Below are 25,299 nucleotides of genomic sequence, written 5' to 3' on the forward strand. Positions count from 1 at the left end.
CTGGCGTATTTTTGCCGGGAGAAACGCCCGGCGATATGGGAAGCGCCACATCCGGTTGAGCGTGCCCTGCGGGCGCTGGTTCTGCGGCATCAGGCGCTGACAGAGATGCATGTTCAGGAGCAGAACCGGCGTGAAAGCGCGCGTGATGTTCAGTTGCCGAGCATAGACATGCATCTGCTGTGGCTGGATACGGAACTGAAACGCCTTGAAAAGCAGATAAAAGACCTGACGGATGATGACCCGGATATGAAACACCGGCGCAAACTGCTGGACAGTATCCCGGGCATTGGCCCGAAAACTTCAGCGGTGCTGCTGGCTTATGTGGGGCTGAAAGAGAGGTTCAGGGAGGCGAGGCAGTTCGCGGCGTATGCGGGTCTGACGCCCCGGCAACATGAATCAGGCAGCAGTATCAGGCGGGTAAGCAGGATGAGTAAAATGGGCCATGTATCGCTGCGTCGGGCGTTGTATATGCCGGCGATGGTGACGCTGTATAAAACAGAATGGGGCAGGGAGTTCAGGGAACGACTGGAGAAGAACGGAAAAAATGCAAAGCTGATAATCGGGGCGATGATGAGGAAGCTGGCGCAGGTCGCATACGGCGTCCTGAAATCAGGACGCCCGTTCGATGCCACACTGCATACGAAAAATGCTTGCATGGCATAACAGTATCTACTTGTCCGCAGATGACGGTAAACCCGTAGCCCGGCTAAGCGCAGCGCGAGCCGGGGATGTGGCAGAATTGCGACGACGATCTTATTCGGGTAACAGGATCAAAAAGGCCGGCTAGCATGGCTAACCGGCCTTTTTATCCTCAACCGATGCTAATCGTGGCGGGGATAATCAGGGCTATTGATCCACGCGTGATCCTCTTCCCAGGTAAACATCCATTTGCGATCCGGACCGGCCATCACGTTCAGATAGTAGCTGTCATATCCGGCAATCGCCGCCACCGGATGGTAGCCGCGCGGCACCATGACCACATCGTGGTTGTAGGGGGCCATGCAGGCATCAAGGCTGCGGTCATCGGTATAGACGCGCTGGAAGGCAAAACCCTGCGGCGGATCGAAACGGTGATAGTAGGTCTCTTCCAGCTGGGTTTCCTGGCCCGGCAGCGCCGTGTCGTGCTTGTGCGACGGCCATGAGCTGGTCGCCCCTTCCTCGGTGTAAACCTCCACTACCAGCAGGCAGTCCGCCTGCGCGCTATCCGGCAGAATATTGTGCACCAGCCGCTGGTTACGCCCTTTACCGCGATGCTCTACGCCCACATCCTGCGGGGAGATAACCCGTGCAGGGAAGGTTCCTTTACCCGGGGCGCTGCATACGGCCAGCTCGAGGTCAGAATCTGCCGTCACTTCGACTTTATCCTGCGGCGGCGCGTAGACTGACCAGGGCGGCGTCCGCTCAAACGGCGACATACGCTGGCCGAGGTTCGGGAAATCCGCCTGCGTGGTTTTTACCGAAGCCAGGCCGGCAACCAGCACCAGGCACAGTTCGCGATCGCCGCTTTCCAGAGTGACGGTTTGCCCTTTCTTTAACATCCAGACATCAAAACCAATGTACTTCCACCCCGCGCTCTGTGGGGTGATGTGCTGAATCTGCCCTTCTTTTTTTGCTTTAGCCAGTAAAGACATGGCGCTCTCCTTCGCCGATTAGCCTAACGTCGGCATACTGAATTCAGATACGGTTTGCTGACCCTGCGGCCAGCGGACGGTGGCGGTTTTCATACGCGTATAGAAGCGCACGCCGTCCGGGCCATGGACGTTCAGTGCGCCGAATACGGAGCGTTTCCAGCCGCCAAAGCTATGGAAGGCCATTGGAACGGGTACCGGTACGTTGACCCCAACCATTCCGGCCTGGACATCATGGACAAATTCACGCGCGGTGTGGCCGTTGCTGGTAAAGACGGCGCTACCGTTGCCGAACTCATGGCTGTTCACCAGCTCCAGCGCGCTGTGGTAATCCGCCACGCGAACAATCCCCAGCACCGGGCCAAAAATCTCTTCACGCCAGATAGTCATCTCCGGCGTGACGTTGTCGAACAGCGTTCCGCCGACGTAGTATCCCTCTTCAAACCCGGGCACCTGCGGCTTGCGTCCGTCAACCACCAGCGTCGCCCCCTCGCTAACCCCTTTATCAATATATCCCAGCACTTTTTTCTGATGGGTATCGGAGACGACCGGCCCCATTTCGTTCTCTTCTTTTCCGCGCATACAGCCCGGCCCAACCTTCAGGGATTCCACCAGCGGCTTCAGGCGCGCAATCAGTTTATCCGCCGTTTCATCACCCACGGCAACCACCACCGGCAGCGCCATGCAGCGCTCGCCCGCCGAGCCGAACGCGCCGCCCATAATGGCATTCACGGTGGCATCAAGATCGGCATCCGGCATCACAATCGCGTGGTTTTTCGCCGCACCAAACGCCTGTACCCGCTTGCCATAAGCGCTGGCGGTTTTATAAATATGCTCCGCCACGCCGGAAGATCCGACAAAGCTTACCGCCGCGATCCGCGGGTCCCGGTATAGCTGCTCGGCATCTTCGTTGCTGCAGTGCACGACGTTAAAGACGCCATCCGGCAGACCCGCTTGTTTCAGCAATTCCGCCAGACGCACCGCGGCAGTAGGCGCCAGCGCTGGCGGCTTCAGGACAAAGCTGTTGCCGCAGGCCAGCGCCAGCGGGAACATCCACATCGGTACCATCGCCGGGAAGTTGAACGGCGTAATGCCCGCTACCACGCCCAGCGGCTGCATCAGAGAATAGCTATCAACGCCGGTGCCGACATCCGATGAGAACTCCCCTTTGATCAGGTGCGGAATACCGCAGGCAAACTCAACGACTTCCATGCCGCGCGTCAGCTCCCCCATCGCGTCGGAAAACACTTTACCGTGTTCACTGACGATAATCCCCGCCAGCTCTTCAGCGTGCTGTTCCAGTAACATTTTAAAATTGAACATCACGCGGGCGCGGCGCAGCGGCGTGGTGCGCGACCAGCTTTCAAAAGCATCATGCGCCACCTGAATGGCGTCAGAGACTTCCTGCGCGGTCGATAACGTGACTTCGCGGACCACTTTGCCCGTCGCGGGGTCGAAAACCGGCATTGTTTTGCTGCTGCCGCTGGTAACGGTTTTCCCGCCAATAAAGTTTCCTGTGATAGTCATGCTCTCGCCTCATCTGTATGGGGTATCGGGGGCCAACGCAGTACGGCCCATTACTGGATCTGCTGTGCTGTAACCGTAGTAAAATGAAATTAATATTTCAATATTGATGACTAGTGAAATTCTATTTTGGTGATGATGGTCGCAATTTCGTGTAAGAAATTGCCGGCTTGCGGACTAAAGCACGATAAAAAGAGTTGAGATTTAGCGCCACCTGCAACCCGTGCTCTTTTAAATGCAGCAGAAAAATATTTTGCGAGTCGGCTCAAAAAATCACCATTTCATACATTGCTAATTTTGGAATAAATGTTTTGACTATGAGGCATTCGAACGAATCCGATCCCTACGTTTCTGGAGAGTCAAAATGGCTATTGCATCGCAACGTTTCTGCATCAACCGCAAGATCGCCCCGTCACTCAGCATTGAGGCCTTTTTCCGACTGGTGAACAGCCTGGGGTTGAACAAAGTCGAGCTACGTAACGACCTCCCCAGCGGAAAAGTAACCGACGACCTGAGCCACCAGCAGGTGCGAGAGCTGGCTGACCGCTACCATATTGAGATCCTCACTATCAATGCGGTCTACCCCTTCAACTGCCGCACCGCAGAGGTTCGTAGCCTGACGGAGTCATTGCTGAAAGAAGCCAAAGCCGTTGGTGCCAAATCGCTGGTGCTGTGCCCGCTGAACGATGGTACCGAGGTTCCGGCGAGCGAAACCCTTAACGCCCTGCGTGACCTGGCGCCGCTATTCGCCTTCTACGGTATTCAGGGGCTGGTGGAGCCGCTCGGTTTCCCGCAGAGCTCGCTCCGCTCCTCGGCGCAGGCGCAAACGCTGATCCACGACGCGCGGGTGCCGTTTAAGCTGCTGATAGATACCTTCCATCATCATCTTTATCCGCAGGCGGAGCAGGAGTTTAACCAGGTGGATATCGGCGAAATCGGTCTGGTCCATCTTTCCGGCGTAGAGGATACCCGCCCGCGCGAAGCCCTTACCGACAATGAGCGCATCATGCTGACCGCAAAAGACCAGCTGCAAAGCTGCGAGCAGGTCAAAAACCTGGAGGCGCGCGGCTATCAGGGCGTGTATGCGTTCGAACCCTTCGCGCCGGAATTGGCAAACTGGAGCGAAGACGATATCCGCCGCGAAATCGAACAGAGCATCGCGTTAATTCAGCGCCACTGCGCCTGACGTGAATAAGCGAAGGTGTGCGTGATTTACCTCCTTTTGCTATCAGGTTGCCTATACTCGCAGCAGGATAAATGGAGAAATCGCTCATGAGCTCACCTCTGCTGATTGCACGCGCGCTGGATAAACAGCTGCATTTACTGCCCGCTATGGCCAACCGCCACGGCTTGATTACCGGCGCCACGGGGACCGGTAAAACCGTCACTCTGCAAAAGCTGGCGGAGTCTTTCTCGGAAATCGGCGTTCCGGTATTTATGGCCGATGTGAAAGGCGACCTCACCGGTATCGCCGAGTCGGGACAAAGTTCGGAAAAGCTGCAGGCGCGTCTGGAAAAAATCGGCGCAACGGACTGGCAGCCGCACGCCAATCCGGTGGTGCTATGGGATATTTTTGGCGAAAAAGGCCACCCGGTTCGCGCCACGGTTTCCGATCTCGGGCCGCTGCTGCTGGCTCGCCTGCTCAACCTCAATGAGGTTCAGTCCGGGGTGCTGAATATCATCTTCCGTATCGCCGACGATCGCGGGCTGCTGCTGCTCGACTTTAAAGACCTGCGCGCCATAACCCAATACATTGGCGACAACGCCAAAGCGTTTCAGAACCAGTACGGCAACATCAGCAGCGCCTCCGTTGGGGCTATTCAGCGCGGATTATTAACCCTGGAGCAGCAGGGCGCGGAGCACTTTTTCGGCGAACCTATGCTCGATATCCAGGACTGGATGCGCGTCGACGCTGAGGGTAAAGGGGTGATTAATATCCTGAGCGCCGAAAAGCTTTACCAGATGCCGAAGCTGTACGCCGCCAGCCTGCTGTGGATGCTCTCCGAGCTTTACGAACGCCTGCCGGAGGCCGGTGACCAGGAGAAGCCAAAGCTGGTCTTTTTCTTTGATGAAGCGCATCTGCTGTTTAACGATGCGCCGCAGGTGCTGCTGGATAAAATCGAGCAGGTCATCCGCCTGATTCGTTCTAAAGCCGTCGGGGTCTATTTTGTTTCACAAAACCCGGCGGACATTCCCGATGCGGTTCTCGGTCAGCTGGGTAATCGCGTGCAGCACGCCCTGCGCGCCTTCACGCCGAAAGACCAAAAAGCGGTAAAAACCGCCGCGCAGACCATGCGCGCGAATCCCGCGTTCAGTACCGAACAGGCGATCCAGGAGCTGGGCACCGGCGAGGCGCTGATCTCCTTTCTTGATGAGAAAGGCAGCCCTTCGATAGTGGAACGCGCGATGGTTATCGCACCCTGCTCGCGTATGGGGCCGGTCACCGATGACGAACGTAACGGGCTGCTTAACCACTCGGCGCTGTACGGAAAATATGAAGAAGAGATCGACCGTGAATCGGCCTTTGAAATGCTGCAACAGGGCGTTCAGAGCACAACGGAGCAGCAGCAATCACCGCCCGCAAAAGGCCAGCAAAACGGCGATGACGACGGTCTGCTCGGCGGGCTCAAAGACATTCTGTTCGGCACCACCGGGCCGCGCGGCGGCAAACGCGACGGCATTGTGCAAACGGCAGCGAAGAGCGCGGTGCGTCAGGTCACCAACCAGATAGTCAGGGGAATGCTGGGAAGCTTACTTGGCGGGCGGAAACGCTAAAAAAAGCCCCCTTTCTGACTTCAGGAAGGGGGCGCGTGACGTCAGGTTTTACGCATCATCAGCCAGAGGCTCAGCAAGAAGAAGCTGGCGCTCGGCAACAGCGCTCCGATAATCGGCGGAATGCCGTACACCAGGGTGAGCGGGCCGAAAATCTGGTCCAGCACGTAGAAGATAAAGCCGAAGCTGATCCCGGTCACCACTCTGACGCCCATCGGTACGCTACGCAGCGGGCCGAAGATAAACGACAGCGCCATCAGCATCATCACCGCCACCGACAGCGGCTGGAAGATTTTGCTCCACATATTGAGCTGATAGCGGCCCGGATCCTGACCGCTGGACTTCAGATAGGTAACATAGTTGTGCAGGCCGCTGATGGACAGCGCGTCCGGGTCCAGCGCCACCACGCCGAGCTTGTCCGGCGTCAGGTTGGTCTTCCAGGTCCCGCTAACCGTCTGCGTTCCGGTGACCTGTTTCGGGTCAGTCAGGTTGGATTCATCCACCTGCGACAGCCGCCAGAGCTTATTCTCAGTGTCGAACTTTGCCGAAGCGGCATAGCGAACGGACTGTAAGCGGCGCTGGTCGTTAAAGGCGTAAATGCTCACCCCGCCCAGCTCATCGTTGCCTTTTACCCGCTCGATATACACAAAGTTATGGCCGTCTTTCGCCCATAGCCCCTGCTGAGTGGAAAGCAGCGAACCGCCGTACATCTGCTGAGCACGATAGTTACGCGCCATCTGTTCGCCCTGCGGGGCAACCCACTCGCCCATCGCCATGGTCAGCAGCACCAGCGGAATCGCGGTTTTCATCACCGACAGCGCCACCTGCAAACGGGTAAAGCCGGAAGCCTGCATCACCACCAGTTCGCTGCGCTGCGCCAGCATCCCCAGCCCCAGCAGCGCGCCGAGCAGCGCCGCCATCGGGAAGAAGATTTGGATATCTTTCGGCACGCTGAGAATCGTGTAGATTCCGGCCCCCAGCGCATCATAGTTGCCCTGCCCGGCCTTTTTCAGCTGGTCGACAAACTTGATGATGCCCGAGAGGGAAACCAGCATGAACAGGGTCATCATGATGGTATTGAAAATCGTCTTACCGATATAACGGTCAAGTACCCCAAACGCCTGCATCACGCCGCTCCTTTGTTAAAACGGGCACGGAAACGGCGCATCGGCACCGTATCCCACAGGTTCAACAGCACGGCCAACGCGAAATAGAGCAGGTTTACCGCCCACATCCAGACCATCGGATCCATTTTGCCTTTACCGCCGCTCGATTTAATCGACGTTTGCAGCAGGAAAAACACCAGATAGAGCAGCATCGCCGGCAGCATCGACAGCACGCGGCCCTGGCGCGGGTTCACCACGCTGAGCGGCACCACCATCAGGGCCATGATGAACACCGTTGCCACCAGCGTGAAGCGCCAGTGCAGCTCCGCCCGGGCGCGATCGGTATCGGTATGCCACAGGGTGCGCATATCCATCTGCTCGGTATCGTTCGGGTCGGAGGCCACCGCCTGATGGCCGACTATCGCCTGATAGTTTTTGAAGTCGGTAATGCGGAAGTCGCGCAGCATCGCGGTGCCTTCAAAGCGGGTGCCCTGATTCATGGTCACCACCTGCGAGCCGTCTTTACGCAGCGAGAGCTCGCCGGTATCCGCGACCACCACCGACGGGCGCGCGTTGCCTCGCGGCCGCAGCTGAGCAAGGAAAACGTCGCTGAAGCGGTTGCCGTTGACGTTCTCAATAAACAGCACCGCGCTGCCGTCGCTGGCCTGCTGGAACTGGCCCTGAGCCAGCGCCGCCATGCCGGGGTTCGCTTTCGCTTCCGCCAGCACTTCATCCTGGTGCCGAGAAGACCAGGGGCCGGCCCACATCACGTTGACCGCCGCGACGACGCCCGTAAAGAGCGCCAGGATCATGGCGGCTTTCACCAGCACGGCTTTACTCAGGCCGCAGGCGTGCATCACCGTAATTTCGCTTTCGGTATACAGTTTGCCCAGCGTCATCAGCAGCCCGAGGAATAAACTCAGGGGCAGAATAAGCTGCGCCATTTCAGGTACGCCCAGCCCTAACAGCGAGAGCACCAGATTTGTCGGGATATCGCCATCAACAGCGGCGCCGAGGATCCTGACCAGTTTCTGACAAAAGAAAATGAGCAGCAGGATGAATAGGATCGCCAACTGGCTTTTCAGCGTCTCACGAACCAGATATCTTATGATTATCACTATAAATACGCCCGTAAAAACCCGTTTTATTGCAGGAAAATTGCTTGTTTCATGGCTTAAACGTCATTTATTCTCTTTGGTCGTCGAAAACATCGCTAAGATTAAATGACTCGCTGGTTCTGCGTATCAGGATCTTTTCTGACGAACCAAGGCCGTAATAACGTTAAGATTAACACGAAGTCACCACAACAGCGGACATGAGTTACGAAAGCTTTCAATTTCTATACTCTATGGATTTCGAGTTGCAGGCAGGCGGCAAGACTGTGAAGCCCCGGAGCTTACATCAGGTAAGTGACAGGGGTGAGCAGGCGCAGCCAACGCATCTGCAACTTGAAAGACGACGAGTATATCTGTAGCCACCACTGTTGTCTTTAAGATTCAGGAGCATAGTGCATGGAGTTCAGTGTAAAAAGCGGTAGCCCGGAGAAGCAGCGGAGCGCCTGTATCGTGGTCGGCGTCTTTGAACCACGTCGCCTCTCCCCCATCGCCGAACAGCTTGATAAAATTAGCGACGGTTATATCAGCGCCCTGCTGCGTCGCGGCGAGCTGGAAGGCAAACCTGGCCAGACTTTATTGCTGCACCATGTGCCGAACATTCTGTCAGAGCGCATTCTGCTTATTGGTTGCGGCAAAGAGCGCGAGCTGGATGAACGTCAGTACAAGCAGGTCATTCAGAAAACAATCAATACGCTGAATGATACCGGCTCAATGGAAGCCGTCTGCTTCCTGACCGAGCTGCACGTCAAAGGCCGCAATAACTACTGGAAAGTGCGTCAGGCGGTCGAGACCGCCAAAGAGACGCTGTACAGCTTTGACCAGTTGAAAACCAACAAAAGCGAGCCGCGTCGCCCGCTGCGTAAAATGGTCTTCAACGTCCCAACCCGTCGCGAGCTGACCAGCGGCGAACGCGCTATTCAGCACGGTCTGGCGATTGCTGCCGGCATCAAAGCGGCGAAAGATCTCGGCAATATGCCGCCAAACATCTGTAACGCCGCCTATCTGGCCTCTCAGGCGCGCCAGCTGGCCGATACCTACAGTAAGAACGTCATTACCCGCGTTATCGGCGAACAGCAGATGAAAGAGCTGGGAATGAACTCCTATCTGGCGGTCGGCAACGGTTCGCAAAATGAATCGCTGATGTCGGTTATTGAATATAAAGGCAACCCGGCGGAAGACGCGCGCCCTATCGTGCTGGTGGGTAAAGGTCTGACCTTTGACTCCGGCGGCATCTCCATCAAGCCTTCCGAAGGCATGGACGAGATGAAATACGACATGTGCGGCGCGGCGGCGGTGTACGGCGTGATGCGTATGGTTGCCGAACTTCAGCTACCGCTGAACGTTGTCGGCGTGCTGGCCGGATGTGAAAACATGCCGGGCGGCCGCGCCTATCGTCCAGGCGACGTGTTGACCACGATGTCCGGGCAAACGGTGGAAGTGCTGAACACCGATGCCGAAGGGCGTCTGGTGCTGTGCGATGTGCTGACCTACGTTGAGCGCTTCGAGCCGGAAACCGTTATCGACGTGGCCACGCTGACCGGCGCCTGCGTGATTGCGCTGGGCCACCACATCACCGGTCTGATGTCGAACCACAACCCGCTGGCCCACGAGCTGATCGGCGCGTCCGAACTGGCGGGCGATCGCGCATGGCGTCTGCCGCTCGGCGACGAGTTCCAGGAGCAGCTGGAGTCTAACTTTGCGGATATGGCCAATATCGGCGGCCGTCCCGGCGGGGCGATTACCGCGGGCTGCTTCCTGGCGCGCTTTACCCGCAAGTACAACTGGGCGCACCTGGATATCGCCGGTACCGCGTGGCGTTCCGGGAAAGCCAAAGGCGCGACCGGTCGTCCGGTGGCGATGCTGTCGCAGTTCCTGCTTAATCGCGCCGGATTTACCGGCGAAGAGTAATTGCCGTCTGATGCCCGGCGGCGTTACGCTTGCCGGGCCAACGAAAAGATGCCGTTTATAGGCCGGGTCAGCGTAGCGCCGCCCGGCTTAAGCATTTAAAGTCACCACAAGAAGCCCCATATATGAAAAACGCAACGTTCTATCTTCTGGACAATGATACGCAACAAGACGGCCTGAGCGCCGTTGAACAACTGGTGTGTGACATTGCCGCAGAACGTTGGCGCAGCGGCAAGCGGGTACTCATCGCCTGTGAAGATGAGCAGCAGGCCATTCGTCTGGACGAAGCGCTCTGGGCTCGACCCGCGGAAAGTTTCGTTCCGCATAATCTGGCGGGAGAAGGTCCGCGCGGCGGCGCGCCGGTGGAGATTGCCTGGCCGCAAAAGCGCAACAGCAGCCCGCGGGATATTCTGATTAGCCTGCGGCTAAACTTTGCAGATTTTGCCACCGCTTTCACAGAAGTGATAGACTTCGTCCCTTATGAAGATTCTTTGAAACAACTGGCGCGCGAACGCTATAAAGCGTACCGCATGGCTGGTTTCAACCTGAACACGGCAACCTGGAAATAATGGAAAAGACATACAACCCCCAAGATATCGAACAGCCGCTTTACGAGCACTGGGAAAAGCAGGGCTATTTCAAACCCAATGGCGACGAAAGCCAGGAAAGTTTCTGCATCATGATCCCGCCGCCGAACGTCACCGGCAGTTTGCATATGGGTCATGCCTTCCAGCAAACCATCATGGATACCATGATTCGCTACCAGCGCATGCAGGGTAAAAATACCCTGTGGCAGGCCGGTACCGACCACGCGGGTATCGCTACCCAGATGGTGGTTGAGCGTAAGATTGCCGCCGAAGAAGGTAAAACCCGCCACGACTACGGTCGCGACGCCTTTATCGATAAAATCTGGCAGTGGAAAGCGGAATCCGGCGGCACCATTACCCGTCAGATGCGCCGCCTGGGCAACTCCGTGGACTGGGAGCGCGAGCGCTTCACCATGGACGAAGGCCTGTCCAACGCCGTAAAAGAAGTCTTTGTCCGCCTGTACAAAGAAGATCTGATCTATCGCGGCAAGCGTCTGGTCAACTGGGACCCGAAACTGCGTACCGCCATCTCCGATCTGGAAGTGGAAAACCGCGAGTCTAAAGGCTCGATGTGGCATATCCGCTATCCGCTGGCCGACGGCGCGAAAACCGCTGACGGTAAAGATTATCTGGTCGTCGCTACCACCCGTCCGGAAACCGTGCTGGGCGATACCGGCGTGGCCGTTAACCCGGAAGATCCGCGCTATAAAGACCTTATCGGCAAATTCGTGATCCTGCCGCTGGTTGACCGCCGCATTCCGATTGTGGGCGATGAACACGCCGATATGGAAAAGGGCACCGGCTGCGTGAAGATCACCCCGGCGCACGACTTTAACGACTATGAAGTGGGCAAGCGTCATGCGCTGCCGATGATCAACATCCTGACCTTTGACGGCGACATCCGCGAAACCGCGGAAGTTTACGACACCAAAGGCAACGAGTCCGATGTCTACTCAAACGCCATCCCGGCGGAGTTCCAGAAGCTGGAGCGCTTTGCCGCGCGTAAAGCGGTGGTTGCCGCTATCGACGCCCTGGGCCTGCTGGACGAGATAAAACCGCACGATCTGACCGTCCCGTACGGCGACCGCGGCGGCGTGGTAATTGAGCCGATGCTGACCGACCAGTGGTACGTCCGCGCCGACGTGCTGGCTAAACCGGCGGTTGAAGCGGTGGAGAACGGCGACATCCAGTTCGTGCCGAAGCAGTACGAAAACATGTACTTCTCCTGGATGCGCGATATTCAGGACTGGTGTATCTCCCGCCAGCTGTGGTGGGGTCACCGCATCCCGGCATGGTACGACAACGACGGCAACGTCTACGTTGGCCGCACCGAAGACGAAGTACGTCAGGAAAATAACCTGGGCGCCGACGTGGCGCTGCGTCAGGACGAAGACGTTCTCGATACCTGGTTCTCCTCCGCGCTGTGGACCTTCTCCACCCTCGGCTGGCCGGAAAACACCGATGCCCTGCGTCAGTTCCACCCGACCAGCGTGATGGTTTCCGGCTTCGACATCATCTTCTTCTGGATTGCCCGCATGATCATGATGACCATGCACTTCATCAAAGATGAAAACGGCAAGCCGCAGGTGCCGTTTAAAACCGTCTATATGACCGGTTTGATCCGCGATGACGAAGGCCAGAAGATGTCCAAATCGAAGGGCAACGTTATCGACCCGCTGGATATGGTCGACGGCATTTCCCTGCCGGAGCTGCTGGAAAAACGCACCGGTAACATGATGCAGCCGCAGCTGGCGGAAAAAATCGCCAAACGCACCGAGAAGCAGTTCCCGAACGGTATTGAGCCGCACGGTACCGACGCCCTGCGCTTTACCCTGGCGGCGCTGGCCTCTACCGGCCGCGATATCAACTGGGATATGAAGCGTCTGGAAGGTTACCGTAACTTCTGCAACAAGCTGTGGAACGCCAGCCGCTTTGTGCTGATGAATACCGAAGATCAGGATTGCGGCTTTAACGGCGGCGAGATGACCCTGTCGCTGGCGGACCGCTGGATTCTGGCGGAATTCAACCAGACCATCAAAGCCTACCGCGAGGCGCTGGACGGCTTCCGCTTCGATATTGCCGCAGGCATTCTGTACGAGTTCACCTGGAACCAGTTCTGCGACTGGTATCTGGAGCTGACCAAGCCGGTAATGAACGGCGGTTCCGAGTCTGAGCTGCGCGGCACCCGTCACACGCTGGTGACCGTTCTGGAAGGTCTGCTGCGCCTGGCGCACCCAATTATTCCGTTCATCACCGAGACCATCTGGCAGCGCGTGAAGGTCATTTGCGGTATCACTGCCGATACCATCATGCTGCAGCCGTTCCCGCAGTACGATGCGTCTCAGGTTGACGAAGCGGCGCTGGCCGATACCGAATGGCTGAAGCAGGCGATCGTCGCCGTGCGTAACATCCGTGCGGAAATGAACATCGCCCCAGGTAAGCCGCTGGAGCTGCTGCTGCGCGGCTGCAGCGAAGCCGCGATTCGTCGCGTGAGCGACAACCGCAGCTTCCTGCTGAACCTGGCGCGTCTGGAAAGCATCACCGTGCTGCCTGCCGATGATAAAGGTCCGGTTTCCGTGACCAAAATTATCGACGGCGCCGAGCTGCTGATCCCGATGGCTGGCCTTATCAATAAAGAAGATGAGCTGGCGCGCCTCGCTAAAGAGGTGACCAAAATCGAAGGCGAGATTGGCCGCATCGAAAGCAAACTCTCCAACGAAGGCTTTGTGGCGCGCGCGCCGGAAGCGGTGATCGCCAAAGAGCGTGAGAAGCTGGAAGGTTACGCGGAAGCAAAAGCGAAGCTGATTGAGCAGCAGGCGATTATCGCCGCGCTGTAATTCACTCGCCCCTTATCCATTCGGATAAGGGGCGTTTTCTGTGAAAGATCCTCGCTTGCACTCTCCCCTGCCGCAGTGTTATTAACAACATTATCCGTCATTATTTTGCAATGAGTCTTCACATGAATACGAGCGCAACCCTACCACTAACCCTGCGCCGCATCACGGCTAATGATAATCCGGCGATTGCCGCTGTTATCCGCCAGGTCTCCGCTGAATATGGTCTGACCGCCGACAAAGGCTATACGGTAGCCGATCCGAATCTGGATGAACTCTATGAGCTTTATAGCCAGCCGGGTTCCGCCTATTGGGTCGTTGAGCAGAATGGTGAAGTGGTGGGCGGCGGCGGCGTGGCACCGCTCTCCTGCAGCGAGCCCGATATCTGCGAACTACAAAAAATGTATTTTATGACCTCCGCGCGCGGCCAGGGGCTGGCGAAAAAGCTGGCGCTGATGGCCCTTGATTACGCCCGCGAGCAGGGATTCAAACGCTGCTATCTGGAAACCACCGCCTTCCTGAAAGAAGCGGTCGGTTTATATGAGCACCTCGGCTTCGAGCATATTGCTGAGCCGCTGGGCTGCACCGGCCACGTTGACTGCGAAGTCAGGATGTTGAAAGTGCTGTAGCGCCCGCAAAACGGCGACGTTGATTAATCGAAAAAATGCATGGTTTTCATGCAAAAAGAGCGTTATTCACCGCCCGTTTTCGCTAATACACTCTTCGAGCATTGGATCTTTTCGCCTGCCGCCGCGGCAGGCTTTGCTCAGGATAGAACATCATGAAAAAACTCCCCCTCCTGCTCACCGGCGGCCTGCTGCTTGCCGGCATGGCTTCCTGCGTTAACGCCGGCGAACTTGCTGGCAATACCGAAGGCGCTCAGGTCATTCGCGTGGAAAAAACCCGGGGCCGTATCGATGCGCTCAACGATATCGTTTATAGCCAGGTAAAAAGCACCGTCGCCGTTCGTCAGCTGCATATGTCTTTACTGGTACCGCGTAACGGCGATCTGAAACCGGCAATCATCTATTTCCCCGGCGGCGGTTTCACCAGCGCGGCCTGGAATAAGTTTATCGAGATGCGTATGGCGCTGGCGGCGGCGGGATTCGTCGTCGCGGCGGCGGAATACCGTACGGTTCCCGACACCTTTCCGGCCCCGGTTATCGATGGTAAAGCCGCCGTTCGCTATCTGCGCGAACATGCCGCGGAATACGGTATAGACCCGTCGCGTATTGGCGTGCTGGGGGATTCCGCAGGCGGCTATATGGCGCAGATGCTGGCGCTCACCAACGGTGACAAAACGTTCGATCGTGGCGATAACCTGGCGCAATCCTCGGACGTGCAGGCCGCCGCCACGCTGTACGGTATTTCGAACCTGTTGAATATCGGCGAAGGTTTTCCGCAGGCGATTCAAAAGGTGCACCAGTCGCCGGCGGTCACTGAAGCGCTGCTGGTACACGGTAGCGCCTTTCGCGACTGGCCGGGAGCGACAATTGACAGCGATCCGCAAAAAGCCCTGGCGGCCAGCCCGATGGGCCATATCAGCGGTAAAAAGCCGCCGTTTTTAATTATGCACGGCAGCGCCGACACCCTGGTTTCACCGGTACAAAGTCAACAGCTCTATCGCGCGCTGAAAAAGGAGGGCAACCCGGCTGATTACGTGTTGCTGGCGGGTGCGGAGCACGGCGATGACAGCTGGTATCAGAAGCCGGTTATTGAACGGGTGGTGAACTGGTTTAAAGCGACCCTCGGCGCGCCCAAAGCCGCCGCGACGGCAGAGAAAGACAAAAACGCCAATCTGTAATGGATCGTCAGGCCGCTGCGGTGAAGCGGCGGCCTGACGTTCAGGCGGGCACGCCGCTGTGAAAACGAAACTCCGCTTCAGGCGCGTTAATAAGCGCCGCTTCCGCTTCGCCAAGCTGGCGCACGCGTTCGCTGATATCGTCCTGGGCGATTCTCTGCGCCAGGTCCAGATAGTCCTGATAGTGGCGCGCTTCGGAACGCAGCAGCGACAGATAAAAATTCTGCAGATCGTCATCCAGCCATGGCGCCAGCGCGGCAAAACGCTCGCAGGAGCGGGCTTCAATATAGGCTCCGCAGATGAGTTTATCGATCAGCATGACCGGTTCGTGAGAACGCACTTCCCGGCGCAGCCCGCGGGCATAGTTGCTGGCGGTGATTTTGACGTACGGGATTTCGCGGGAAAGCATGATTTCCCTCACCTGCCAGAAGTGATGCAGCTCCTCTTTGATCAGCAGAATCATGCTGTCGAGTAGCTGACGTCCCCAGGGATCGTCGGTCTGCGGCATGGCGCTTTTATTTATCTGCTTATGCAGCGCGACGAAATCCGGCTCCGGCCCCCAGCGGTAGGTGAAGTCCTCATACGGCTTCAGGCAGGCCAGCAGCTCATCCGCGTCCGCTTTATCCGCGACGTATCGACGCACCAGCAGCATAGCGTTTTGCGCCGCTTTCAGCTCGCACACCATATGGTCGGTCAACAGCAGCGGGAGGTTTTCCGGTTTACGGGCTTCATCAATCCACGCCTGAGGAGTTGGGCAATGCAGAAAGCTTAAAATCGGGGCGAGTATTTGCGGGTAATCCATTAAAATTCCTTGCTATACGGCGGCATACCGCACCGCCGTATACCTCTGCTACTTAGTGGCGAACGCCGTCATCGTCTTCATCAACCAGATCTTCGTCGTCGTCACCTTCTTCGTCTTCCCCGTTCGGATCTTCGTAGTAGGTGCCCCAGCCGTCGTATTCAACGTCGTATTTTTCCGCCAGGGTCATCAGCTGCTCAACCTGGGCGTCAATCAGCTCGGCATTCAGCGCGGATTCGCTGAGAATATCGCAGCAAATCACGGTATCGCCCTCTTCGACTTCCAGCTCTTCCGGCTCAGTCACTTCGTAGCCCAGCTTGAAGGCCTCGACCGCCACTTTCTCCAGCGTTTCGAAATCATCGGCAGAGAGATGATGCTCAATGGTGTACAGCGCGTCAGGATCGCTGCCGTCTTCGAGCAGCTCTTCAATAATCAGACGCGTTTCTTCACGCTGTTCTTCCAGTAATTCCGGGTTTGCCATGGCTCGTTCCTCATAATGTGTCGCGGATGCTTCTATTGTCACATACCGCCGTGATTGCCTCCACCTTCTGAGCGAAAGATTTATGACACGGGGTTGCAAATGAATATTCATACATATAAAGTGAATTTTAATTCAACAAATGGCTTGAGCCATGTGAGGGAACCATGTCCGCGTTTTATCAGAAGCATTTTTTAAAGTTGCTCGATTTTACCCCCGCCGAAATCACCGCTCTGCTTGAGCTGGCGGCCAGGCTTAAAGCTGATAAGAAAAACAATATCGAAATTCAGCATCTCACCGGCAAAAACATCGCGCTCATCTTCGAAAAAGACTCTACCCGCACCCGATGCTCTTTCGAAGTTGCCGCATTTGACCAGGGCGCTCGCGTCACCTGGCTCGGCCCCAGCGGCAGCCAGATTGGCCATAAAGAGTCGATTAAAGACACCGCCCGCGTGCTGGGGCGCATGTACGACGGTATTCAATATCGCGGCCACGGCCAGGAAGTGGTTGAAACCCTGGCCGAGTATGCCGGCGTTCCGGTATGGAACGGCCTGACCAACGAATTCCACCCCACCCAGCTGCTGGCGGACTTACTGACCATGCAGGAGCATCTGCCGGGCAAAGCCTTTAATCAGATGACCCTGGTCTACGCCGGCGACGCGCGGAATAATATGGGCAACTCCATGCTCGAAGCCGCCGCGTTGACCGGGCTGGATCTGCGTCTGGTCGCGCCAACCGCCTGCTGGCCGGAAGAGAAGCTGGTCGAGCAGTGCCGGGCGCTGGCGCAGAAAAACGGCGGCAATATTACGCTGACCGAAGATATTGCGGCGGGCGTGAAGGGCGCGGACTTTATCTATACCGACGTCTGGGTATCGATGGGCGAAGCCAAAGAGAAGTGGGCGGAGCGTATCGCGCTGCTGCGCGGGTATCAGGTAAATAGCGAGATGATGGCGCTGACCGGCAATCCGCAGGTGAAATTCCTCCACTGCCTGCCCGCGTTCCACGACGACCAGACCACGCTCGGCAAACAGATGGCGGCGGAGTACGGCCTGCACGGCGGTATGGAAGTGACCGACGAGGTATTTGAATCCGCGGCGAGCATCGTTTTCGACCAGGCGGAAAACCGCATGCATACCATCAAAGCGGTGATGGTGGCGACGCTGGGTAAGTAAGCGTTCCCGCGATATTTCCCCGGATTGCGCTGCGCTTATCCGGGCTACTCGCCCCCAAACCGCACGGATCTGTAGCCCGGGCAAGGCGCCAGCCGCAGCCCGGGGTATTTTTTACGCCATCAGCATCTTCACTACCGCTTTGCGCACCTTCGCCGGCGTGCCCACGGCGCACAGCGGCTTATGCACTTCACCGGGATAGAACACCACAAAGTCGCCTTCGCTGAGGATGACGGTTTTTTCCTGCGCCCCCTCCGCCAGGAAAGCGATGTCTTTCTCCGCCAGCCAGTCGATATCCGGCGCGCCGGCAGGGAGAACGCTAAAGGTCATTCCTTCCTGACCTTTCAGTACAATCTGGATGTCCAGGTAGCGGGCGTGATACTCGGCGCGGCGGTCGGCCATCGGCTCGGTGGTATCTTCGGAAATGAGATAGAACAGGTTGTTGCCGTCAATATCATGTTTACCCAGCGGCGTCGCGTCGGTGACATGCGCTTTAACATGTTCGATCGCCTCACGCAGAGACGCCGGCAACCCGCTTTGCAGATGGTGAATATTTCCAACGATCATAATAGCCCCCAAATATAAAACAGCTTTTCATTTCGCGTTTATACCCCCCATCCGACTGCCATACCACCTCTTTTTGCGGGTTTTTTGCGTTAACGCATGATTCCCCAGGCAAACGTTTACCTGTTTGTGGATTAATCGCTTGATCCGAAATATGAGCTGCGTATAATGCCACCCGTTTTGCCGGGAGGAATTATGGTTCAGTGTGTACGACATCGCGTCTTACCGCGTCTGAAAACAGACGCTGGCCTGCCGTTTTTTCTTTCCGTTGCATCCGTATTCGTAAAGCCCCTTATTTAAGGGGCTTTTTTTTTGCCCAGGCGTCAGGAGATAAACATGGCTAACCCGCTATATCAAAAACATATCATTTCCATAAACGATCTCAGCCGCGAAGACCTTGAACTGGTACTGGCAACCGCAGCAAAACTCAAAGCCAATCCGCAGCCGGAGCTGCTCAAGCATAAAGTGATCGCCAGCTGCTTTTTTGAAGCGTCGACCCGCACCCGCCTGTCGTTTGAGACCTCCATGCACCGCCTGGGCGCCAGCGTGGTCGGTTTCTCAGACAGCAGCAACACCTCGCTGGGCAAAAAAGGCGAAACCCTGGCCGATACCATCTCGGTCATCAGCACCTATGTCGATGCCATCGTCATGCGCCACCCGCAGGAGGGCGCGGCGCGTCTGGCGACCGAGTTCTCCGGCGGTATTCCGGTACTCAACGCCGGCGACGGCGCGAACCAGCATCCGACGCAGACCCTGCTGGATCTGTTCACCATTCAGGAGACCCAGGGCCGTCTGGAAAATCTTAACGTGGCGATGGTGGGTGACCTGAAATACGGCCGCACCGTTCACTCCCTGACCCAGGCGCTGGCGAAATTTAACGGCAACCGCTTATACTTTATCGCCCCGGACGCGCTGGCCATGCCGCAGTACATCCTCGACATGCTCGACGAAAAAGGCATTGCCTGGAGCCTGCATAGCGCCATTGAAGAGGTGATGGAAGAGGTGGACATTCTGTATATGACCCGCGTGCAGAAAGAGCGCCTCGACCCGTCGGAATATGCCAACGTGAAGGCGCAGTTCGTCCTGCGCGCCGCCGACCTGGAAGGCGCACGCGCGAACATGAAGGTGCTGCATCCGCTGCCGCGCATTGATGAAATCACCACCGATGTCGATAAAACGCCGCACGCCTGGTACTTCCAGCAGGCGGGCAACGGCATCTTCGCGCGCCAGGCGTTACTGGCGCTGGTACTGAATAGCGATCTGGCACTGTAAGGGGAAAAGAGATGACACACGACAATAAATTACAGGTAGAAGCCATCAAACGTGGCACCGTTATCGACCATATCCCGGCGCAGGTCGGCTTTAAGCTGCTGACCCTGTTCAAACTGACCGAAACGGATCAGCGCATCACCATCGGCCTGAACCTGCCGTCAGGCGAAATGGGCCGCAAAGATCTGATTAAAATTGAGAACACCTTCCTGACCGACGAGCAGGTCAACCAGCTCTCCCTGTACGCGCCGCAGGCCACGGTAAACCGCATTGATGAGTATGAAGTCGTCGGTAAATCCCGACCGAATCTGCCGGACCGTATTAACAACGTGCTGGTATGCCCGAACAGCAACTGTATTAGCCACGCCGAGCCGGTATCCTCCAGCTTTGCGGTGAAGAAACGCGAAAACGATATCGCGCTGAAGTGCAAATATTGTGAAAAAGAATTTTCACATCATGTCGTGCTGGCAAATTAAATTCGCCAGGTTTTATAAGGAGCAGCCCGATAAACGGGACTGCTCCTGAACGATAATTTAAATCATCCGCACGGCCGTCAACTCACTGACCACGGGTCAGATAATCAACATTCATCAATTTCTCATCAACACGCCTCATAATTAAAAATAACAAACAATGAGATTAATCATTAAATATCACTGCTATTGAACCTGAATTTTTCCCTTCATACACTCCAGTGCGTTTTCCATTATTTAATCAATGTTCACAGGATGAATTATGAAAGTGAAAAAAATATCGTTATATACAGCAACATTATTATTTACCTCCTCAGCATTGGCGCACGGCTATGTGGAATCGCCGCCAAGTCGGGCGTACCAATGTCATTTAGGGAAAAACACCGACTGCGGTTCGGTGCAGTGGGAACCGCAAAGCGTCGAGCAAGCGAGCGGTTTTCCTGAAGGGGCAATGCCGCCTGATGGTAAACTGGCCAGCGCGGGTAAAAGCAACTTCTCGCAGCTGGATAGCCAGAGCCCGACTCGCTGGGCGAAAACCACGATAAAGAGCGGTAAAAATAATTTCGTCTGGCACCATTCTGCGCCGCATAGAACGACTAACTGGCGTTATTACATTACCAAACAGAACTGGGATCAAAATAAGCCGCTGACGCGCAGCGATTTTGAAACTAAGCCATTTTGTCAAATCGACGGTAATGGCACGACGCCGGCTGTACAGGTCACGCACTCCTGTAATGTACCCGATCGCACCGGCTATCAGGTTATTTATGCCGTCTGGGAAATTGCCGATACGGCAAATAGTTTTTATCAGGCCATTGACGTTGATTTCGGCGGCGCCAGCGATGAAACGGAGAATGAATCCCTCTGGACAACGCAGCTCGCCGGCCAGCTTAGCGGGAAAGATCTGCATGCGGGAGATAAAGTCATTGCCCATTTCTTTAACGCGAGCGGTGAAGTTCATTCGCTACAAACGGAATTGACCATCGCCAGCGAAGCGCAAGGAAAAAGCAGCCAGTGGTCTTACGATCTGGCTGAAGCTATTAATACCGCGCACCAGGGCAAGCTGCGCGCCGGGGTAAAAGGGAGTGATGGCAACATTACCCCCCTCCACGGCGTTAACCAGGTGTATGTGCCAAAAGACAGCACCGTTCAAAGCGTTACGCTGACCTACGCCGAGTCGCAGTCAGACGATATCGTGGAAGAATCCCTGAGCGTCGCCAACGTTAACGCAACCAAAATCGCCAACGGGAAAGCGACGGTGACGTTCAACGCCACGGCCAGCGGCAAAATGCATCTCACCGCCACCGTCAACGACCATGCGGGCACGCAGAAAGGGAGCATTCAGCAGACGATAGATAATCGCTCCCTGACGGTATCTATTCCGCTGACCAACGTTCAGGCAGGTCATCATATGCTGCGCTACTCAGCCAGCAATGCGCAGGGCGCCACCCTCAGCCAGGGGGTCATTGACCTGATGCTGGAAGAGAGTACGGTTCAGCCGGATCCGACGCCTGCGCCTGCGGGAAACTACGACTATACCTTCCCGGATAACCTGAAAAGCTATAAGGCGGGAACGAAGGTCATGCAGCCTAAAAACGGCAAAGTGTACCAATGTCGCCCGTTCCCCTACAGCGGCTACTGCGTGCAGTGGAGCCAGTACGCCACTCAGTTCGAACCGGGTACAGGTTCTGACTGGGCCAAAGCATGGACGGAAGTCACCCACTAACTTCATCCTTCAGGCTCACGCCTTATGCGGATAGCGCGCTGCGTTATCCGCTTTTCTCCTTCGCAAAATGCGGCCTGCTTAATGATAAAGCAGCCAGCACTCTTTATAATGACCCACGCCAGTCAGATTACATTCACATATTTCAGGAGAACTCATGTCTAAAACTATCGCGACGGAAAATGCGCCAGCAGCCATCGGCCCGTACGTTCAGGGCGTTGATCTGGGTAACATGATCATCACTTCCGGCCAGATCCCGGTAGACCCGAAAACCGGTAGCGTGCCGGAAGATGTCGCCGCTCAGGCGCGTCAGTCTCTGGAGAACGTGAAAGCTATCGTCGAAGCCGCGGGCCTGAAAGTGGGCGATATCGTTAAAACCACCGTTTTCGTCAAAGACCTCAACGATTTCGCCACCGTTAACGCCACCTATGAAGCCTTCTTCACCGAGCACAACGCCACCTTCCCGGCGCGCTCCTGCGTGGAAGTGGCGCGTCTGCCGAAAGACGTAAAAATTGAGATCGAAGCGATCGCCATTCGTCGCTAATCGTAGACAGTATGAACAAAGGCAGCCCGTGGCTGCCTTTGTTGTTTCTGCAGGTAAAGCGCCTCGCTCACTGCCAGCCGTAGCGGCGGCTGTAGAAGCCTTTGACCATCTGGGTTAGCGTCATATAGCCCGCAAGGATCGCAATCAGCCATGGGAAGTAGCTGAGCGGCAGCGCCTGAAGCTGCAGGTAGCCCGCCAGCGGCGAGAACGGCAGCGCAATCCCCACCACCATCACCAGCAGCGTCATCACGATCAGCGGCCAGGCCGCGCGGCTCTGGATAAACGGGATCCGCCGCGTACGGATCATATGCACAATCAGCGTCTGCGACAGCAGGCCAACCACGAACCAGCCGGACTGGAACAGGGTCTGATGTTCCGGCGTGTTGGCGTGGAACACCCACCACATCAGGCAGAACGTCAGAATATCGAATATCGAACTAATTGGCCCAAAGAAGACCATAAAGCGGCCGAGATCCGCCGGGTTCCAGCGCTGCGGTTTACGGATCTGCTCATCGTCCACGTTATCAAACGGAATGGCGACCTGGGAGACATCGTACAGCAGGTTCTGGATCAGCAGATGCAGCGGCAGCATCGGCAGGAACGGCAGGAAGGCGCTGGCGACCAGCACGCTGAAGACGTTACCGAAGTTGGAGCTGGCGGTCATTTTGATGTACTTGAGCATATTGGCGAAGGTCCGGCGGCCTTCAATAACCCCCTCTTCCAGCACCATCAGGCTCTTCTCCAGCAGGATGATATCCGCCGCCTCGCGGGCGATATCCACCGCGCCGTCGACGGAAATACCGATATCCGCCGCGCGCAGCGCCGGAGCGTCGTTAATGCCGTCGCCCATAAAACCCACCACGTGTCCTTCGCGTTTCAGCAGGGTCACGATACGCTCTTTGTGCAGCGGCGCCAGGCGAGCAAACAGGGTGGTACGTTTTGCCAGCTCGGCCAGCTCATCATCATTCAGCGCTTCAACCTGGCTGCCGATAACCACGTCACCCGCGTCCAGCCCCACTTCATGGCAGACTTTCGCCGCCACCAGCTCGCTGTCGCCGGTCAGGATTTTGACCGTAATACCGCTGGCCTTCAGCGCCTTCAGCGCCGGGGCGGTGGTCTCTTTCGGCGGATCGAGGAAGGCGATATAGCCTTCGAGGATCAGGTCTGACTCATCCGCGCGCTGGTAGTCGCCTTCGCGGGCGGGCAGGTACTTCGTCGCCACCGCCACTACGCGCAGTCCCTGACGGTTGAGGGTGTCGGTTACGCGACGGATGCGCCGCAGCATGGTGTCGTCCAGCGGTACGATGTCGCCGTTATAGCGCACCTGGGTCGAGACGTTGAGGATCTCCTGCAGCGCCCCCTTGCAGATCAGCTGATGGACATTGTCCTGCTCCTGCACCACCACCGACATGCGGCGACGCTCAAAATCGAACGGGATCTCATCGACTTTCTGCCAGCGTTCCGCCAGCCCGCGCGCTGACTCCAGCTCGACGCCCTCCAGCACCGCGGTATCGAGCAGATTCTTCAGCCCGGTCTGATAGTGGCTGTTCAGCCAGGCCGTATGCAGCACGCGTTCGCTCACCTTGCCGGAGACATCGGTGTGGTTCTCCAGCACGATTTTATCCTGCGTCAGGGTGCCAGTTTTATCGGTGCACAGGATGTCCATAGCGCCAAAGTTCTGTATCGCGTCCAGGTGCTTGACGATCACTTTCTGTTTCGACAGCTTCACCGCCCCGCGCGCCAGGGTCGAGGTGACGATCATCGGCAGCATTTCCGGGGTCAGGCCCACCGCGACGGAGAGCGCGAACAGCGCCGCCTCCCACCAGTCGCCTTTGGTGTAGCCGTTAATCAGCAGCACGATCGGGGTCATCACCAGCATAAAGCGGATCAGCAGCATGCTGACCCGGCTGATGCCTTTCTGAAAGGCGTTCGGCTCGCTTTCCTGCTCGCTGACGCGGCCAGCCAGCTGGCCAAACCAGGTGCCGCCGCCGGTAGCGAAAACAATCGCCTGCGCCGAACCGCTGACCACGTTGGTGCCCATAAAGCACAGGGTGTCGCACTCCAGCGGGTTTGCCTGCAGCGGGTCGCGGGTGCGGGCCACTTTTTCCACCGGCAGCGATTCACCGGTCAGCGAGGCCTGAGCGACAAACAGGTCGCGCGCCTGAATGACGCGCAGGTCTGCCGGGATCATGTCTCCCGCCGATAGCTTGACGATATCCCCCGGCACCAGCTGGTCGATGGGCAGCTCGCACCAGCGGCTCTCGCCCTGTTCGTTCACCACCCGCAGGACCGTCGCGGTGTTGCTGACCATCGCCTTCAGGGCGTCCGCCGCTTTAGTTGAACGGGCTTCCTGAATAAAGTTCAGCAGCGTGGAGATCCCCACCATCAGGGCGATAACCGCGGCGGCAAACAGATCTTCCGTTGAGTAGGAGACGATACCCAGAACGGTCAGCAGCAGGTTGAAGGGGTTGCGGTAGCAGCTCCAAAGATGCACCCACCACGGCGACGGCTTCTGCGCCGGGATCTGGTTTTCGCCATACTGCGCGATTTTCTGCGCCACTTCGCCTGCATTTAGCCCTTCCGGATGGCTGGCGAAGGCGCGCCAGATTTCATTCTCATCCATTGCCGCCACGTCCAGGCACTGCTTGCCGAGGGAGTCCGGGATCGGCGCGCTCGCCAGATTGCGGGCATCGGGTAGCGGATCGCGTTGTACTAAACGACGCGGCAAATGACGGCCAAGCTGGGCAAACAGCTGGCGGGTAAAATTTTTAAACATAAACAGTCCCTCCGCGCTCGCGCGAGCGAACGCAGGCTACCGACAGGCGCGAGTCAACCTTACCTGTCAGGCATGTTATTTTTATGGCAGGGACGTCAAAGACATCGCTGCTTTACGCTTCCGGTAAAGCAGCGCTACGCAGATTTACCGGAAAAAAAGGGGGCTCCATCGAGGATGAGGAGTGGGATCGGGGTCCATAAAATCTCCGGTAAATGAATACAAACGGCGCGAA

Annotated in this window: 24 protein-coding genes; 15 read left to right on the forward strand and 9 right to left on the reverse strand. The window is 56.9% G+C overall.

Annotated elements, in window-relative coordinates; translation table 11 throughout:
* Positions 1-663: transposase (locus SIK97_RS11825; protein ID WP_202019194.1), on the forward strand; the 663-nt coding region annotated here is incomplete at its 5' end.
* Between the two features lie 158 nt (positions 664-821).
* On the opposite strand, the gene iolB is transcribed toward SIK97_RS11825, so the two are convergent.
* Complete coding sequence (gene iolB, locus SIK97_RS11830; RefSeq protein ID WP_057174161.1) at positions 822-1,631, reverse strand: 5-deoxy-glucuronate isomerase; 810 nt, start codon at positions 1,629-1,631, stop codon at positions 822-824.
* 18 nt (positions 1,632-1,649) lie between these two features.
* A complete protein-coding gene (locus SIK97_RS11835; protein WP_048252372.1) occupies positions 1,650-3,155 on the reverse strand; it encodes a CoA-acylating methylmalonate-semialdehyde dehydrogenase in 1,506 nt (501 codons plus the stop codon).
* A gap of 361 nt (positions 3,156-3,516) precedes the next feature.
* Between SIK97_RS11835 and SIK97_RS11840 the strand changes: the two genes are divergently transcribed.
* Complete coding sequence (locus SIK97_RS11840) at positions 3,517-4,338, forward strand: TIM barrel protein (RefSeq protein WP_032747679.1); 822 nt, start codon at positions 3,517-3,519, stop codon at positions 4,336-4,338.
* Between the two features lie 86 nt (positions 4,339-4,424).
* Positions 4,425-5,927 carry a helicase HerA-like C-terminal domain-containing protein gene (locus SIK97_RS11845; protein WP_032750036.1) on the forward strand — a complete coding sequence of 501 codons (1,503 nt, stop codon included), beginning with the start codon at positions 4,425-4,427 and terminating at the stop codon, positions 5,925-5,927.
* A gap of 41 nt (positions 5,928-5,968) precedes the next feature.
* Here the strand turns inward: SIK97_RS11845 and lptG are convergent, their stop codons facing one another.
* Positions 5,969-7,051 (reverse strand): LPS export ABC transporter permease LptG, encoded by a 1,083-nt coding sequence (gene lptG / locus SIK97_RS11850; RefSeq protein ID WP_014227676.1) that lies wholly within the window; start codon positions 7,049-7,051, stop codon positions 5,969-5,971.
* The gene (gene lptF, locus SIK97_RS11855; protein WP_004098132.1) at positions 7,051-8,148 is read right to left on the reverse strand and encodes an LPS export ABC transporter permease LptF; all 1,098 of its coding nucleotides are present in this window, start codon (positions 8,146-8,148) and stop codon (positions 7,051-7,053) included. The genes lptG and lptF overlap by 1 nt, the downstream gene beginning before the upstream one ends.
* Positions 8,149-8,541: 393 nt before the next feature.
* Between lptF and pepA the strand changes: the two genes are divergently transcribed.
* The 5 genes from pepA to SIK97_RS11880 all read left to right on the forward strand — a co-directional run bounded on the left by pepA (position 8,542) and on the right by SIK97_RS11880 (position 15,275).
* Positions 8,542-10,053 carry a leucyl aminopeptidase gene (pepA, locus tag SIK97_RS11860; RefSeq protein ID WP_004098131.1) on the forward strand — a complete coding sequence of 504 codons (1,512 nt, stop codon included), beginning with the start codon at positions 8,542-8,544 and terminating at the stop codon, positions 10,051-10,053.
* 122 nt (positions 10,054-10,175) lie between these two features.
* Complete coding sequence (holC, locus tag SIK97_RS11865; RefSeq protein WP_004098129.1) at positions 10,176-10,619, forward strand: DNA polymerase III subunit chi; 444 nt, start codon at positions 10,176-10,178, stop codon at positions 10,617-10,619.
* Positions 10,619-13,474 (forward strand): valine--tRNA ligase, encoded by a 2,856-nt coding sequence (locus tag SIK97_RS11870; protein ID WP_038423980.1) that lies wholly within the window; start codon positions 10,619-10,621, stop codon positions 13,472-13,474. Before holC ends, SIK97_RS11870 begins: the two co-directional genes overlap by 1 nt.
* A 122-nt stretch (positions 13,475-13,596) precedes the next feature.
* Positions 13,597-14,100, forward strand: a complete 504-nt coding sequence (locus SIK97_RS11875) for a GNAT family N-acetyltransferase (protein ID WP_004098126.1) — start codon at positions 13,597-13,599, stop codon at positions 14,098-14,100.
* Between the two features lie 152 nt (positions 14,101-14,252).
* A complete protein-coding gene (locus SIK97_RS11880) occupies positions 14,253-15,275 on the forward strand; it encodes an alpha/beta hydrolase (RefSeq protein ID WP_025107460.1) in 1,023 nt (340 codons plus the stop codon).
* 40 nt (positions 15,276-15,315) lie between these two features.
* Here the strand turns inward: SIK97_RS11880 and miaE are convergent, their stop codons facing one another.
* Positions 15,316-16,074 (reverse strand): tRNA isopentenyl-2-thiomethyl-A-37 hydroxylase MiaE, encoded by a 759-nt coding sequence (gene miaE / locus SIK97_RS11885; RefSeq protein WP_057173300.1) that lies wholly within the window; start codon positions 16,072-16,074, stop codon positions 15,316-15,318.
* A 52-nt stretch (positions 16,075-16,126) separates the two neighbouring features.
* Positions 16,127-16,552, reverse strand: coding sequence for a ribonuclease E inhibitor RraB (gene rraB / locus SIK97_RS11890; RefSeq protein WP_004098122.1), 426 nt, complete (start codon positions 16,550-16,552; stop codon positions 16,127-16,129).
* A 99-nt stretch (positions 16,553-16,651) separates the two neighbouring features.
* Here rraB and argL point away from each other — a divergent pair, with 99 nt between their 5' ends.
* Both argL and argF read left to right on the forward strand, forming a co-directional pair.
* Positions 16,652-16,747, forward strand: coding sequence for a putative translational regulatory protein ArgL (gene argL, locus SIK97_RS29690; protein ID WP_370798676.1), 96 nt, complete (start codon positions 16,652-16,654; stop codon positions 16,745-16,747).
* Entirely contained in the window at positions 16,717-17,721 is a 1,005-nt protein-coding gene (argF, locus tag SIK97_RS11895) for an ornithine carbamoyltransferase (RefSeq protein ID WP_014227672.1), read from the forward strand. Before argL ends, argF begins: the two co-directional genes overlap by 31 nt.
* Positions 17,722-17,832: 111 nt before the next feature.
* Here the strand turns inward: argF and SIK97_RS11900 are convergent, their stop codons facing one another.
* Positions 17,833-18,285 carry a YhcH/YjgK/YiaL family protein gene (locus SIK97_RS11900; RefSeq protein WP_014227671.1) on the reverse strand — a complete coding sequence of 151 codons (453 nt, stop codon included), beginning with the start codon at positions 18,283-18,285 and terminating at the stop codon, positions 17,833-17,835.
* Positions 18,286-18,477: 192 nt separating this feature from the next.
* On the opposite strand from SIK97_RS11900, the gene SIK97_RS11905 reads away from it, so the two are divergent.
* From SIK97_RS11905 to ridA, 5 genes are all read left to right on the forward strand, one after another.
* Positions 18,478-18,582 carry a pyrBI operon leader peptide gene (locus SIK97_RS11905; protein WP_072351778.1) on the forward strand — a complete coding sequence of 35 codons (105 nt, stop codon included), beginning with the start codon at positions 18,478-18,480 and terminating at the stop codon, positions 18,580-18,582.
* A 36-nt stretch (positions 18,583-18,618) separates the two neighbouring features.
* Positions 18,619-19,554, forward strand: coding sequence for an aspartate carbamoyltransferase (gene pyrB / locus SIK97_RS11910; protein WP_319610934.1), 936 nt, complete (start codon positions 18,619-18,621; stop codon positions 19,552-19,554).
* 11 nt (positions 19,555-19,565) lie between these two features.
* Positions 19,566-20,027, forward strand: coding sequence for an aspartate carbamoyltransferase regulatory subunit (gene pyrI / locus SIK97_RS11915; RefSeq protein WP_004098115.1), 462 nt, complete (start codon positions 19,566-19,568; stop codon positions 20,025-20,027).
* A gap of 259 nt (positions 20,028-20,286) precedes the next feature.
* Entirely contained in the window at positions 20,287-21,750 is a 1,464-nt protein-coding gene (gbpA, locus tag SIK97_RS11920) for an N-acetylglucosamine-binding protein GbpA (protein WP_057173301.1), read from the forward strand.
* 154 nt (positions 21,751-21,904) lie between these two features.
* Positions 21,905-22,291 carry a 2-iminobutanoate/2-iminopropanoate deaminase gene (ridA, locus tag SIK97_RS11925; protein WP_009652347.1) on the forward strand — a complete coding sequence of 129 codons (387 nt, stop codon included), beginning with the start codon at positions 21,905-21,907 and terminating at the stop codon, positions 22,289-22,291.
* A gap of 67 nt (positions 22,292-22,358) precedes the next feature.
* On the opposite strand, the gene mgtA is transcribed toward ridA, so the two are convergent.
* Together mgtA and mgtL are read right to left on the reverse strand one after the other, a co-directional pair.
* The gene (mgtA, locus tag SIK97_RS11930) at positions 22,359-25,067 is read right to left on the reverse strand and encodes a magnesium-translocating P-type ATPase (protein ID WP_032747673.1); all 2,709 of its coding nucleotides are present in this window, start codon (positions 25,065-25,067) and stop codon (positions 22,359-22,361) included.
* Positions 25,068-25,211: 144 nt separating this feature from the next.
* On the reverse strand, positions 25,212-25,265 hold the full coding sequence (gene mgtL / locus SIK97_RS29695) for a mgtA regulatory leader peptide MgtL (RefSeq protein ID WP_219539102.1): 54 nt from the start codon (positions 25,263-25,265) through the stop codon (positions 25,212-25,214).
* Between the last annotated feature and the right edge of the window lie 34 nt (positions 25,266-25,299).

Source organism: Klebsiella sp. JN_Kp126, from assembly GCF_033843325.1.
GTDB classification, from domain to species: Bacteria; Pseudomonadota; Gammaproteobacteria; order Enterobacterales; family Enterobacteriaceae; genus Klebsiella; species Klebsiella michiganensis.

Bases quoted from the DNA above. Each gene is read 5' to 3' on its own strand.
- pepA (WP_004098131.1), top strand. From the start codon at position 8,542: ATGGAGTTCAGTGTAAAAAGCGGTAGCCCGGAGAAGCAGCGGAGCGCC.
- rraB (WP_004098122.1), bottom strand. From the start codon at position 16,552: ATGGCAAACCCGGAATTACTGGAAGAACAGCGTGAAGAAACGCGTCTG.
- SIK97_RS11900 (WP_014227671.1), bottom strand. From the start codon at position 18,285: ATGATCGTTGGAAATATTCACCATCTGCAAAGCGGGTTGCCGGCGTCT.
- pyrI (WP_004098115.1), top strand. From the start codon at position 19,566: ATGACACACGACAATAAATTACAGGTAGAAGCCATCAAACGTGGCACC.
- argL (WP_370798676.1), top strand. From the start codon at position 16,652: ATGAATATTCATACATATAAAGTGAATTTTAATTCAACAAATGGCTTG.
- iolB (WP_057174161.1), bottom strand. From the start codon at position 1,631: ATGTCTTTACTGGCTAAAGCAAAAAAAGAAGGGCAGATTCAGCACATC.
- holC (WP_004098129.1), top strand. From the start codon at position 10,176: ATGAAAAACGCAACGTTCTATCTTCTGGACAATGATACGCAACAAGAC.
- miaE (WP_057173300.1), bottom strand. From the start codon at position 16,074: ATGGATTACCCGCAAATACTCGCCCCGATTTTAAGCTTTCTGCATTGC.
- ridA (WP_009652347.1), top strand. From the start codon at position 21,905: ATGTCTAAAACTATCGCGACGGAAAATGCGCCAGCAGCCATCGGCCCG.
- SIK97_RS11880 (WP_025107460.1), top strand. From the start codon at position 14,253: ATGAAAAAACTCCCCCTCCTGCTCACCGGCGGCCTGCTGCTTGCCGGC.
- SIK97_RS11840 (WP_032747679.1), top strand. From the start codon at position 3,517: ATGGCTATTGCATCGCAACGTTTCTGCATCAACCGCAAGATCGCCCCG.
- gbpA (WP_057173301.1), top strand. From the start codon at position 20,287: ATGAAAGTGAAAAAAATATCGTTATATACAGCAACATTATTATTTACC.
- pyrB (WP_319610934.1), top strand. From the start codon at position 18,619: ATGGCTAACCCGCTATATCAAAAACATATCATTTCCATAAACGATCTC.
- SIK97_RS11870 (WP_038423980.1), top strand. From the start codon at position 10,619: ATGGAAAAGACATACAACCCCCAAGATATCGAACAGCCGCTTTACGAG.
- argF (WP_014227672.1), top strand. From the start codon at position 16,717: ATGTCCGCGTTTTATCAGAAGCATTTTTTAAAGTTGCTCGATTTTACC.
- SIK97_RS11845 (WP_032750036.1), top strand. From the start codon at position 4,425: ATGAGCTCACCTCTGCTGATTGCACGCGCGCTGGATAAACAGCTGCAT.
- SIK97_RS11875 (WP_004098126.1), top strand. From the start codon at position 13,597: ATGAATACGAGCGCAACCCTACCACTAACCCTGCGCCGCATCACGGCT.
- SIK97_RS11905 (WP_072351778.1), top strand. From the start codon at position 18,478: ATGGTTCAGTGTGTACGACATCGCGTCTTACCGCGTCTGAAAACAGAC.
- SIK97_RS11835 (WP_048252372.1), bottom strand. From the start codon at position 3,155: ATGACTATCACAGGAAACTTTATTGGCGGGAAAACCGTTACCAGCGGC.
- mgtA (WP_032747673.1), bottom strand. From the start codon at position 25,067: ATGTTTAAAAATTTTACCCGCCAGCTGTTTGCCCAGCTTGGCCGTCAT.
- lptG (WP_014227676.1), bottom strand. From the start codon at position 7,051: ATGCAGGCGTTTGGGGTACTTGACCGTTATATCGGTAAGACGATTTTC.